The sequence below is a fragment of the Clostridium sp. UBA6640 genome (genome assembly GCF_002455975.1).
GTDB lineage: Bacteria > Bacillota > Clostridia > Clostridiales > Clostridiaceae > Clostridium_J.
In genome coordinates this window covers 1-12,443 of sequence record NZ_DKLM01000001.1, presented here as the reverse complement: position 1 = coordinate 12,443, position 12,443 = coordinate 1, and the positions used below count along the sequence as shown (strand labels likewise).

The following is a 12,443-nucleotide window of genomic DNA, read 5'->3' as shown; positions in this document are numbered from 1 at the left end:
TCATCAAATATGCCTATTCCTTAACAAACTCCCTCAACCTAAAGCTCCCTGCTGTAAAGAACATAATAGCCATTAGAGATATAATCAAAATAGGAATAATAATTTTGCCTGTATCTATTATTTTTAATAACCATGTAAATGGTGATATTACACTAATTCTAGTTATTACTTCTGGAATATTTTCAAATGAATCTAACTCTGATCCAAAAATCCCCAAACCAAAGGTAGCCAGTCCAAAAACAACTGTAGATAGACTTGCTAAAGTTACATTTTTAATCCATCTTGTTACTGCCACAATAATAGATGTTGTAACTAGACTACCTAGGAATATAATCAGTATTCCTTGAGGAATATTGTTGTTAGGAAGCTTTAATAGGATAGTTAAAATTATAAAAGCTAAGCAACTTAAGACTCCTTGAATTATAAAGGATGAAATAAATAAACTACCTAAAATAGTTACATCTGAATTACTAGTTGCTATTGTTCTTTTTAATACTTTTTGCTCTCTAAGTTTAATTATTTCTCCGGCAATTACAGAACCACCCATAATCATAAAATAACATAGCATTAATACAGTCATTCTATAGTCATCTTTACTGTCTACTTCTTCATCTACAATAACTGCAATGGTAGAATTTGTGCTTAGCCCCTCACTTGCCTCTTCCTCAACAACTCCAGATACATAGTTTGTTATAATATCTTCTGCCATTATTGAGCCACTAGCAGCCTCAGTTCTATAACACTTAATTCTAGGAAGCTCTCCATTATCTAATAAATCTTGAAAATTATCATCTATAACATAAATTGCACCTAATTTATTTTCTCTAAGCAAATTAAAGTTATCTTCTATCTGCCCCTCTAGTGTACTTATGGAGTATTCTTCACTTAACCTTTCAATAACCTCAGTAGAGTGATTTGAATTACTTTCATCTATAATTCCTATACTTTCTGATCCATTACTTAAACCTCCACCATTCATAACTAAAATCATGACAACAGGAAATATCAAGGTCATTAGTAACATAAATGGACTTTTTAATTGTCTTTTTATATTAATTAATACTAATCTTATTAAGCGCATACCTTTTTCCTCCCCTGAATTACTGCTTTAATTACTGCTGCAGAGTATATAATAATTGATATTGTAAATATTATTAATACCCATTTACCACAGCCTTCTAAATTTCCATTTAAATTATATAAATTAAATGCATTATTTAAATAATGTGTTGGTGTTAGTAATGTAATCTTGTTTCCTTTACCCGTAAATATTTCCCCACTTATTAATGGCAATGTAAATATTATGGATCCTATTATTTTTCCATACTTAGGACCAAATATAGTGGATATACTTTTAGACATGGATACTACCAACATAGTTGCCATTAATATTAACAGCATTAAATCTAAAATATTTCCCTTAAAACTTAATCCAGCTACTCTAAAGAAAATTACATATGCACTGATTATTATAAACACATATACTGTCAAAGCTATAGTATCATAAAAAAGACATTGTAATTTTGTTATAGGAGTTGCATTAATTCTTTTATCTAAATTTATACTAATATCTGCATATCCACTTTGAATCATAGTAAATATAAGCATAGTAACTACAAATCCAATCATAGATGCTGATATTTTTTCATAGGGATTATTAGTCTTTAAGGTATCTATTGTGATATCTTCAATTACAGATGACTCCATAATTTTATTTAAACTCTCCATATTTCCACCAGCTATAGATACATATAAGCTCTGATGGTATCTATCTAAAATTACCTTTAAAGTATCAGTAGACATTACCATGCCTTCTACCTTTTTATTAATAATTATATCTCCCTTATTTAAAGATAAAATATTTTCCTCATATCCTTCTTTTATTACTAATTCCACATCTGGCTTTTTATCTACTATACTTACAACCTCTTTCAAATCATCACTTTCTAGTAACTCCACTAATCTTTTTGATGTTTCAGTATTGTCCTTATCAATAATTTGAATATTTAATGCTTTAAGCTTTAGAGGGTTTTCATCATTCATACTTCCAACAAACGCCATAAAGCAAGCAAGTAAAATAGGAAATAAGATAAAAGATGCTATGGTAACTACTCCATTTGCAAACATACCCTTAAGGGTAGTTTTTACATAATATAATGCCTTCATATTATCTTCCCCCTAATCTCTTAAAGTTTTTCCTGTTAATGATAAAAATACATCTTCAAGTTTTGCTTCTTCATAGCTAATCTTCTTTATATTAACGCTTTCTTTCTCTAATAAAGAAAGTACACTAGCCACCTTAAACTTTGAATCAATAGTTAAAGTAAGTACATTATCCTTATCTGATACCTTATCGATTCCTTCTACATCCTTTAACTTCATTATTGTTTCTCCACTTATCTCTTGAGTTTCAATAATTACCTTATTATTTGAGAAAGCTGAAGCCTTAATCTCTTCTCTATCTCCATAGGATACTTCTTTCCCTAAATCTATTATAAATACTCTCTTACAAAGCTCTTCAATTTCCTCCATATAATGAGAAGTATAAATTACTGTAGTACCCCACTCCTTACATATATTTTTTATAAAAGAAAATATATGATTTCTTGATTGTGGATCTACGCCAACGGTAGGTTCATCTAGTATTAAAACCTTTGGATGATGCAAAATTGATACTGCAATATTTAATCTTCTCTTCATTCCCCCTGAAAACTTTTTAACCTTTTGCTTTCTAGTTTCCTCTAACCCAGTTACCTTAAGTGCCTCTACTATTCTTTCCTTCAAAAGTTTCCCTTTTAGTCCATATAAAGCTCCAAAGAACTCTAAATTATCATAAGCATTAAGATCCTCCATTAAAGCTAACTCCTGTGGAACATAGCCCATACATTCCTTTGCCTTAATTGGCTCTCTTAAAATATCATATCCACATATTTCAATAGTCCCATTATCTGGTGTTAAAAGGCTTGTCATAATATTTATTAAAGTTGATTTACCTGCTCCGTTAGGTCCAATGAATCCAAATATCTCACCCTCTTTTACTTCATAGCTAATATTATCTAAAACTAACTTATCATTAAATCTTTTACTTATATTTTTTACTTCTATAATACTCATAAAATTACCCCCTAGGATTATCTTACTATTATAATAAAATATTCCCAGGGGGATATCCATAACTTAAGGTCACTATATAAATGACTTAAGTCACTATTCCATTTTTAAAAGCAAAAATTGCAATCTGTGTCCTATCTCTAAGTTTCAGCTTTGATAGTATATTGGTAATATTATTTTTAATTGTTCCTTCTGATAAAAATAATTCTTCTGAAATCTCTTTATTGGTTAATCCTTTAGCTATTTCTTCTATTATCTTAATCTCTTTCTCCAAAAGTCCATACTTATCTATATCACTTTTAATTGCTCCGTTACTTCCCATCATTTCTAAAGCCACATCAGGATGAACTACCATATTACCTTTATAAGCCGTCTTTATCCCTTCATAGATTACATCATGGGAACTATCCTTAAGCATATAGCCAAAAGCCCCATACCTCATAGCTTCTTGTATATACTCTTTGTCCTTAAAGGTGGTAAGAATTATGACCTTTATCTTTGTAAACTGCTCCTTAATAAGTCTTGTCCCCATAACACCATCACAAACTTTCATTCTTATATCCATAAGAACAACATCCACATCAGAGGCTTTGCAGACTTCCAAAGCCTTATATCCATTTTCAGCTATTCCAATAACTTCAATATCATCAAAAACTGAAAGCATTACTTTCAAGCCTTCTCTTATTAATTTCTCATCATCTACATTTAAAAGTTTAATCTTCTCCATGTCTACACCTCCACTTCCCTTGGTACTATAACCTTAACAAAAAATCCATTACCCTCACTAGATTTCATATCCACTAAACCATCTATTTCCTCTGCTCTTTCTCTTATACTCCTAAGCCCAAGTCCACTTTCCACAATTTTATCTGTTCCCACACCATTGTCATTAAAGGATACTACAAACTCATCCTCTGCAAAATTCATAATAACCTTAACCATAGTTGCCTTACCATGCTTTAAAGAATTTGATAAAACCTCTTGGGTCATTCTATATAAATGATTAATTTGCTTAGTTGATAAATTCCAATCATTCTTTGATATAATGACTTTAACCTGAACTCCAGACATTCTCCCAAAGTTTTTACATGCCTCCTGAATCCTTAAAATCCCTTGATAATTATCATATTCATCAGGCTTTAACTCCCTTACAGCTCTCTTCACATCCTGAAAACTTTCACTAATAAAAGCTCTTAAATTTCCCACCATGTCCTTCATAGAACTATCTTCTTTCTCAGCAATAGCTTCTATAGCAGATAACTGAATCAGAGCAGTAGATAAAGTATGTCCAACACTATCATGAATCTCCCTTGATATTCTATTTCTTTCCTTTAATAAGGTTAATTCCTCAATGGATTCTACATATCCTTCAAGTTCTTTATTAGCTTCTATAAGCTTTTCATCTGAAACCCTAAGCTTATCATAAAGCTGCTGAGCTTCTACCTTAGTACTATAAAGTCTAGATATATAGCTTAAAAGAATAAAAAATAATCCAAGCAAAACGAAATTAATAATACCATCTTCAATAGGCCCACTAAACTTCGGATAAATCCCCATAAATAAAATTATAAGACCTATTCCATACTTAACTATATTATTTTTCAAAGCAAACAAATCTATGGATACCCCTATTAAGTAAAAAATAATAGTTCCTCCAAAGTTTAATTGTGCCAATGGTATAACTGCTAACTCTATTATTATCGATAAAATAACATTTCTCTCTTTTTCTAAATAAAATATTCTCAAATGATTATTTATAATAAATAATAGAAGGAAAACTAGACTTATTATACTCTTATTTCCAACTTCCACAAACAACTGAAAGGTTAATATACAAAATGATATATATCTCATTAACAATAACTCTTTACTCTTTACCATAATACTCTCCTAATATATATTTTCTCTATATATTTATTTAAGCCTAAATTACCTAAAATTACTAGGGTATTTTTTAAGTGATGGGTATTTTGTTAATTTTATGTATAAAAATCTATGAACATTTCTTCTCTTTCTTACAGATATTTAGGCATCTGAAAATAAATAATAAGTCAAAGATGGGAAGTATATTTTGAGTTAGACAAGGAAACGGCTTCCACAGATAGTAGAACTATCTAAGGGTCCTGTTAACGCAGTATGACTCAAAATAGACGAGCATTCTGACTTATTTATTTTTTGAAGATGCCTTAACCTTATTTAATATTTATTTAAATCTTATTCTTGGATCTACAAGGCAGTAAACAATATCTGAAATTAAATTAGCTAACAGTATACAAAATGATAATATCATTGCACATCCCATTACTAAGGGATAATCTCTATTAGCTATGGATTGATAAAATAAAGTTCCCATCCCTGGCCAAACAAATATAGTTTCAATTAATATTGTTCCAGCTACTATATAGCCAAGAGACATACTTAATAAAGTAACTATTGGTATTAGCGCATTTCTAAATGCATGTTTATATATAATAATTTTTTCATTAAGTCCTTTTGCTCTGGCTGTTCTAATATAATTTTGATTAAAAACATCTAGCATAGATGATCTAGTATATCTCATAAGGGATGCAACCTCTAATACAGTCATTGATATAACCGGTAAAATCATATGCCTTACCACATCAATAAATTTATTTAATCCTGTTAACTTTTCCCCAACAGTTGATAGTCCTGATATTGGAAACCATCCTAAATTAATAGCAAAAATCTTTATTATTACAAGAGCTATAAAAAATCCCGGTATTGATATACCTATAAGAGCAAGTATAGTAAAAACTTTGTCTTTGAATGAATGCGGTTTTATTGCAGATGCTATCCCCAAAGGTATAGCTATTAATGTAGTTAAGATTAATGTTACAATAGACAATAAAAATGTGTTTGATATTCTTCTTTCTATTATGTCTACAACTGGTTCATTATATCTTATAGAAGTACCCATATCCCCTTTTAATATTTTCCCCATCCACTTTATATACTTTAAATGTACAGGATCATAGTATCCTATGGCATTTAGGGCAGTTTCTGTATCTGAAGCTGAAATACTGATTTGTCCCTCCACTATATTCATATAAGGATCTCCAGGCGCAGTATTTATTAAGACAAATATAATTATAGACAATCCAATAAACACTGGAATCATTGTTAGAATCCTTTTTAAAAAATATTTTTTCATCTTTAAACAACCTCTGAATTCTTAATTTACTCTCATCGTAAAACACAATTGCCTTCCTAATAGAAAAGTTTCTCTTAGCAAGGCAACTTAGTTTTTATTTTAAAATACTATTTTGTATCTTCATCCTCTATATACCAATCCTTCACAAATTGATAATATGTTGGTTGTGCATTTTTAAAGTTTTTAATCTTAGGATTTATAACCATTAAACTGTTCCAATGATAAACATATATAACTGGTAATTCCTCATTTAACTCTAAAGCTATTTCATTGAGTATAGGTTTTCTCTCATCCTTAGTCATATGTTTTGAAGATTCCTTTATAAGTTCATCAACTTTTTCACTTTTAAATCCTGAATAGTTATAACCATTTGGTGGAGTTGATGTTGAAAGATAATTTGCTGATAAATCTCCATCATAAAAGTTAGCTGTTCCCATTACGAATGCATCAAAATCTCCTTTTTTAACATCAGAAGTCATTGTTGCAAACTCCATAGGCTTAAGTTCTAATTCTATACCAATATCTTTAAAGTTTTGCTGTAATATTAGTGCGTACTTATTTTTTGATTCATCTCCAGAAGTATACTTTAAAGTAAATTTAAATGGTTTACCATCATAATACATTTTCTTTTCTTCTTCTTTATATTCCCATCCACACTCTTCTAAAAGCTCTATAGCCTTCTTAGAATCATACTTATACTCTTTTAATCCACTTGGATGAGCCCAGTTATTTGGTGGAAATGGATTGTTTGCAACTTCTCCATGACCATTTAAAACATCTTTTACAATAGATTCACGATTTATAGCATAGGCAAATGCTTGTCTTACTTTTTTATCACTAAACTCAGGCTTACTTAAGTTTAATCCAATATATTGATATGCATTATTTGTTATCTCTTCTAAAGTAAATCCTTGCTTTTTATAATTTTCTGCTTCTTCCTCATCAAGGTCTCCCAGACCAGTAATATCGATTTCATTGTTAGCTAATTGGGCATCAACAGTTTCTGCACTAACTAATTTAAATATATATTTATCTATATTAGGTCTTCCATCCCAATAACCATCATTAGCAGCAAGCTCAACACTTTGATCTGGTGTAAAGTTTTCTAGCTTAAAGGCTCCTGTTCCTATTGGATTTCTTATTAAATTAGTATCTTTTTGTATAGCTTCTACGTCTCCCTTATCCCAGATATGTTTTGGCACTATTTTTATCATATAACCAAAATTAATTAAACCTGAAGAATATACTTCATTAGTTGTTATTTCCACAGTTTTATCATCTATTTTTTTAACACCTTCAAGCTCTTGAGTTTTACCTGATTTAAAGTCATCATAGCCTTTTATATTCTCAACATACATTGTATAAGGCCCATTATACTTAGGATTACAAGCTAAATCAAAAGTAAATTTTACATCATCAGCTGTAAAAGCCGTTCCATCATGCCATTTTACTCCTTCTCTTATTTTAAAAGTTATAGTTTTTTTATCCTCTGATAGTTCATAAGATTCAGCAAGTGATGGTTCAATATCTAAGTTCTCATTTAAAGAAAGTAATCCTTCGTAGATCATAGTATTAATAGTTCCATCATAATTAAAAGTAAAAAACGCTGGCATAAACACACCTTCTGGTGCTACTGAAAGAGCTTGTTTAACAACTCCTCCTTTTTTAACCTCCTGTTTTTGATCTTCCTTTACACCCTCTTGATTTTTGCTACTACAACCAGTGATCATTACAGATCCTGTGATTAGTATAGCTAAAATCTTACATAAAGTTTTTTTCATAAAAAGCCCTCCTAGGATTATATGTAATTTTTTGCATTATTTTGGTGTCGTTCCATGTTTTATTATAGCATTTTATATACTTTTGTTAATGCTTTATACATAATTTAAAGTTTTGTTTTTTAAATAACACTGTCTACAACTATACCTTTTTTTAATAGTAAAAAAATAACAATTATTACAATATGTCTTTTTAATATTCTAAAACTAACTATTCATAAAAAAATAGACTCGCCCTTATTATAGTTAGCTTGTAAAAAATACTTAACAAAGACAAGTGCCATATATGTAAATTATTAGAAAAAAATATTATATTTCAATGAAAAGATAATAATTAATTTTGAAAATGGAAATTTAACGTTAGATTTAGATGTGATTTTATATTGATATGAATATTGATATAAAAATATATTATATGTTATGGCTCAACGAAAGTATCTAGGATATAGTGAAAGCTTTACATAATTTAAATACATCCTATGCTCAGGTTCAGCTCATTATATTGCTTCCAATTTTAGTTATATTCTTATAATATAATCTCGTTTTTATTTTAATAATTTTTTCTTATTTATATGCAAAAAAATAATTGCATTAGTTTATCCCAATGCAATTATTTTATAACCTTATTTTTTTATGTTTTCCATGATTTTTGACAAAGCTCTTATTTCCTACTATACAATTTCTAATACTTCTACTGTATATTTCTCACCTGGAGCATCAATTTCAGCTACATCTCCAACTTTTTTGTCCATTAATGCTTTTCCTAAATCTGATTCTACGCTTATAAGCATCTTTTCTGGGTCTGCATCCATAGTAGTTACTAGTGATATATCTGTTTCAAATTCGTCTTCTATAAACTTAATTTTAGCTTTACTATTGATCCCTAATACTGACTTATCTTGATTTTGGTCATCTATTACACTTGCAGTTGAAATCATAGTTAACAAATATTGAATTCTATTATCATTTTCTCTATAGTTTGCGCAGGCTTCTTTGTATTCTGCGTTTTCTGACCTATCACCATGAGCAGCTGCTTCTAATTTTTCCTTTGCTATTTCAGCTCTTTTTTTAGTCATTCTATATTCTAATTCTTCTTTTAATTTATCCATATTTTCTTGCGTTAATATATTTTTCATGTACAATTAAACCTCCTCGATATATGTTATATTAATATTATATAATATATAGCAAAATGCCAATGAGATATTATGCTATACTAGGGCATAACTCTGATAGCAAAACCTTAAATTGTGCCTTCTTAAATTTTAATATTAGTTACTAAATAGTCCACTCCCTTTTATAATTTCCTGCTCTCTAAATAAACTTAAAACAGCTTCATTATAATTGTTTACCTCTTGGGCCTTCTTTATTTTCTTAACATATTTTTTATTATCTGAAAATACGCAGATCATATATCCCCAAAGTTCTTTCATTCTAAATAGTGCATTTCTATCTTCATTAAATAATTCTATATATTTATTTAGGATTTCATCATGAAATTCTTTTAATACTTCTTTATCTATATTAGTATCATTTTTTATCTCGCCAATTAATCCTGGATTGGCTAGTATTCCTCTTCCTATCATTACGGTTTTTATTTCTGGAAAAGCTTTTATTAACCTACTATAATCACTATTAGTAAAAATATCACCATTATAACATATAGGATTAACACTTAAGGATAGAGCATCCTTAAATGCCTCTAAATTAGGTTTATTTCCATAAAAATCTTTTTGTGTTCTAGGATGTATAATTAACTCTTCTATAGGATATTTATTATAAATTTTTATTAACTCATAAAATTCTTCTGGGCTGTCCTTTCCTATTCTAGTTTTTATGGAAATTTTCATATCATTTATTTTAAATATGTCATCTAAAAATATATCAAGTTCTTCTCTTTTGGCTAAAAATCCTGACCCCCTATTTTTTGAAACAACAGTTCCAGAAGGGCAGCCTAAATTCAAATTAATCTCATTATAACCTAATTGTTGTAACTTTCTAGCAGTGTTAATAAAACCTTTTGAATCGTTAGTAAGTATTTGTGGAACTATGTTCATTCCTTTATTATTTTCCGGTAAAACATCTCTTAGTTCTTTAGTTTTAAGACTTGCTTTTCTATTTGGAACAATAAAAGGTGTAAAATACTTATCAATATTATGAAAAAACTTCTCATAAGAATTTCTATATATGTACCCTGTAATTCCTTCCATTGGTGCTAAATAATATTTCATCTAATAACTCCTTCATAAATATTCTAAAAAATATATTATATCAAGCTTCTTTATTCTTATCTACTCAATATTAAAGAAAAATAAAAAATGTCTACATATAAATTCTGTAGACATTCTTTATATAATCTATCCATTTACCAATTGATAACTTCCGTTTGTAAGTGGATAGATTTATATTTTATAAGTATCTATTATAGTGTTGTTGATATGGTTTTGATGAATAAGCACTATAGTATATTTCGCCTGAAAAATTAAGTAAATTTTCCATCCTCATTTTAAATATAGGATGAGTTATCATATCTAAAGCTTTTTCACGAGGGCACCAAATTACTTCACTTGTTTCATCTGATGTTGTTAGTTCTCCACCTATATAGTCGCAAATAAAGTCAAGATTTAATTTAGGCGGCACTTTAGTAACACCATCATACCAAATGGTTTGCTTAACACTTGAATATAATGCTGCTAAAGATTTTACTGTAACATCTGCTCCACTTTCTTCTTTAATTTCTCTTATTACTGCTTCTTCAAGATTTTCCCCTAATTCTACTTGGCCGCCTGGAAACTCCCAAATTTTCCTATGGTTTGATTTAACCAGTAAAACATTTCCCTTTCCATCTTGCACCATAGCTCCAACAGATACTATATGTGTTGGCCATGTCATAGTATATCCCCCCTAATATAAAAGGACTTTGCAATGCAAAATCCTAATGTCATTTATTATATAAAAATTATTTTTAATCAACTAAAACTGCAGTGCCTGAAACTGTTACCATAAGCATGGTGCCACCTTGACCTAGCACTTCATAATCTACACCTACTCCAATAACTGCATTGCCGCCTATTGCCATAGCTCTTTCTTCTAATTGTTTTAATGCAGCTTCCCTTGCTTCAATTAACTCACCTTCATAAGATCCTGAACGTCCTCCAAAGAAGTTAGTTAACCCTGCTTTGAAATCTTTAATAAAGTTAACCCCTGAGATTACCTCACCAAAAACTATTCCTTTGTACTCTAATATTCTTTTCCCTTCAATTGCATTTGTTGTCGTAACTATCATAAATTATCCTCCAAAGTTTTTTAATATTAATATAGGCTTTTTCTATTATATTTTATGCTTAAATAAAATAGTTTCAATAATTTTTTTGATATATTCTACAAATGTATAAGATATCCCTTTATTTTCTTTAATAGCATATGCAATTTTTAACTTTCTTAAAACTATATCATAAATAAAAAACTGAAAATTTAAAGTTATGTTAATTAAATTACTGCTGCTAGAGGAAATATTTCTAGCAAGGGTGTTAAATATATCTTATGTTAAGGTTCAACGTATAATTTTGCTACAGAACCTATTTTAAAAGCATATTTAAATACATACTATGTTAAGGTTCAACNNATTTAAATACATCTTATGTTAAGGTTCAATTTTTTAAAAGGAATCTATTAAATTCAACATACTAGGATTTAAATACATCTAATGTTAAGGTTCAATGACCAACAAAAAATGCAATCTATAGGTAGATCACTATTTAAATACATCTAATGTTAAGGTTCAATTTCCATCTAATCCTCCTCCTTCTTATAATTAGATCAATTTAAATACATCTAATGTTAAGGTTCAATGCATAATGCTTATGTTATTCATCTTTAAGAATCTCATTTAAATACATCTAATATTAAGGTTCAATGCGGTAGTAGTCGCTCCTACCGAAGAACAGGCCTAATTTAAATACATCTAATGTTAAGGTTCAATAGTCGTTGAACGTTCTCCCATACGGAGCTTCGCTGCATTTAAATACATCTAATGTTAAGGTTCAATTAAGAGCTGCTAACTCGGCTAAGAGCTTACCACTCCATTTAAATACATCTAATGTTAAGGTTCAATCACTGTGCTTAAGCCATTCTCTGTTTCCATTATAGCCTTTAACCTATTGAAAATAAAGGTTTTTCTTGAAATTTTCCCAACCGTTTTGCATTTTTAAAAAAACCGATAAAAAACTCTTCATAAACCTTAAATTTTCAATAGGTTATGAAGAGCTTTCTTTTCTTCGAGGTTGGTAAAGCCTTATGCAAAATTGCTATTAGACTTATTAGTATTGTTCCAAACTATACTGCACCTCAGGGGAACCCTAAAGGGCTTCACTACTGTTCCC

At 29.3% G+C, this 12,443-nt stretch carries 11 protein-coding genes and 1 CRISPR repeat array; all 11 genes read right to left on the bottom strand.

From position 1 onward, the window contains the following. Positions 1-13: 13 nt before the first annotated feature. The gene (locus tag B2W91_RS00055) at positions 14-1,081 is read right to left on the bottom strand and encodes an ABC transporter permease (protein WP_291578197.1); all 1,068 of its coding nucleotides are present in this window, start codon (positions 1,079-1,081) and stop codon (positions 14-16) included. Next, positions 1,072-2,166, bottom strand: a complete 1,095-nt coding sequence (locus B2W91_RS00050) for an ABC transporter permease (RefSeq protein WP_291578196.1) — start codon at positions 2,164-2,166, stop codon at positions 1,072-1,074. The genes B2W91_RS00055 and B2W91_RS00050 overlap by 10 nt, the downstream gene beginning before the upstream one ends. A 12-nt stretch (positions 2,167-2,178) precedes the next feature. Then, positions 2,179-3,114 carry an ABC transporter ATP-binding protein gene (locus tag B2W91_RS00045; protein ID WP_291578195.1) on the bottom strand — a complete coding sequence of 312 codons (936 nt, stop codon included), beginning with the start codon at positions 3,112-3,114 and terminating at the stop codon, positions 2,179-2,181. 85 nt (positions 3,115-3,199) lie between these two features. Continuing rightward, positions 3,200-3,838, bottom strand: a complete 639-nt coding sequence (locus B2W91_RS00040) for a response regulator transcription factor (protein WP_291578194.1) — start codon at positions 3,836-3,838, stop codon at positions 3,200-3,202. Positions 3,839-3,840: 2 nt separating this feature from the next. After that, on the bottom strand, positions 3,841-4,992 hold the full coding sequence (locus B2W91_RS00035; RefSeq protein WP_291578193.1) for a sensor histidine kinase: 1,152 nt from the start codon (positions 4,990-4,992) through the stop codon (positions 3,841-3,843). 322 nt (positions 4,993-5,314) lie between these two features. Beyond that, on the bottom strand, positions 5,315-6,283 hold the full coding sequence (locus B2W91_RS00030) for an ABC transporter permease (protein ID WP_291578192.1): 969 nt from the start codon (positions 6,281-6,283) through the stop codon (positions 5,315-5,317). A 107-nt stretch (positions 6,284-6,390) separates the two neighbouring features. Then, positions 6,391-8,064 carry an ABC transporter substrate-binding protein gene (locus B2W91_RS00025; RefSeq protein WP_291578191.1) on the bottom strand — a complete coding sequence of 558 codons (1,674 nt, stop codon included), beginning with the start codon at positions 8,062-8,064 and terminating at the stop codon, positions 6,391-6,393. Between the two features lie 668 nt (positions 8,065-8,732). Next, positions 8,733-9,197 (bottom strand): GreA/GreB family elongation factor, encoded by a 465-nt coding sequence (locus tag B2W91_RS00020; protein ID WP_291578190.1) that lies wholly within the window; start codon positions 9,195-9,197, stop codon positions 8,733-8,735. Between the two features lie 135 nt (positions 9,198-9,332). Further along, complete coding sequence (locus B2W91_RS00015) at positions 9,333-10,292, bottom strand: tRNA dihydrouridine synthase (protein WP_291578189.1); 960 nt, start codon at positions 10,290-10,292, stop codon at positions 9,333-9,335. A 178-nt stretch (positions 10,293-10,470) separates the two neighbouring features. Next, positions 10,471-10,953, bottom strand: coding sequence for an NUDIX hydrolase (locus tag B2W91_RS00010; protein ID WP_291578188.1), 483 nt, complete (start codon positions 10,951-10,953; stop codon positions 10,471-10,473). Between the two features lie 73 nt (positions 10,954-11,026). Further along, on the bottom strand, positions 11,027-11,347 hold the full coding sequence (locus B2W91_RS00005) for a heavy metal-binding domain-containing protein (protein ID WP_291578187.1): 321 nt from the start codon (positions 11,345-11,347) through the stop codon (positions 11,027-11,029). Positions 11,348-11,589: 242 nt separating this feature from the next. Further along, positions 11,590-12,175: direct repeats of the CRISPR family, unit length 30 nt; unit sequence ATTTAAATACATCTAATGTTAAGGTTCAAT. Between the last annotated feature and the right edge of the window lie 268 nt (positions 12,176-12,443).

Excerpts from the sequence above, each read along its gene's own strand:
- B2W91_RS00055 (WP_291578197.1), bottom strand. The coding sequence starts at position 1,081 with ATGCGCTTAATAAGATTAGTATTAATTAATATAAAAAGACAATTAAAA.
- B2W91_RS00010 (WP_291578188.1), bottom strand. The coding sequence starts at position 10,953 with ATGACATGGCCAACACATATAGTATCTGTTGGAGCTATGGTGCAAGAT.
- B2W91_RS00025 (WP_291578191.1), bottom strand. The coding sequence starts at position 8,064 with ATGAAAAAAACTTTATGTAAGATTTTAGCTATACTAATCACAGGATCT.
- B2W91_RS00015 (WP_291578189.1), bottom strand. The coding sequence starts at position 10,292 with ATGAAATATTATTTAGCACCAATGGAAGGAATTACAGGGTACATATAT.
- B2W91_RS00040 (WP_291578194.1), bottom strand. The coding sequence starts at position 3,838 with ATGGAGAAGATTAAACTTTTAAATGTAGATGATGAGAAATTAATAAGA.
- B2W91_RS00020 (WP_291578190.1), bottom strand. The coding sequence starts at position 9,197 with ATGAAAAATATATTAACGCAAGAAAATATGGATAAATTAAAAGAAGAA.
- B2W91_RS00050 (WP_291578196.1), bottom strand. The coding sequence starts at position 2,166 with ATGAAGGCATTATATTATGTAAAAACTACCCTTAAGGGTATGTTTGCA.
- B2W91_RS00030 (WP_291578192.1), bottom strand. The coding sequence starts at position 6,283 with ATGAAAAAATATTTTTTAAAAAGGATTCTAACAATGATTCCAGTGTTT.
- B2W91_RS00035 (WP_291578193.1), bottom strand. The coding sequence starts at position 4,992 with ATGGTAAAGAGTAAAGAGTTATTGTTAATGAGATATATATCATTTTGT.
- B2W91_RS00005 (WP_291578187.1), bottom strand. The coding sequence starts at position 11,347 with ATGATAGTTACGACAACAAATGCAATTGAAGGGAAAAGAATATTAGAG.
- B2W91_RS00045 (WP_291578195.1), bottom strand. The coding sequence starts at position 3,114 with ATGAGTATTATAGAAGTAAAAAATATAAGTAAAAGATTTAATGATAAG.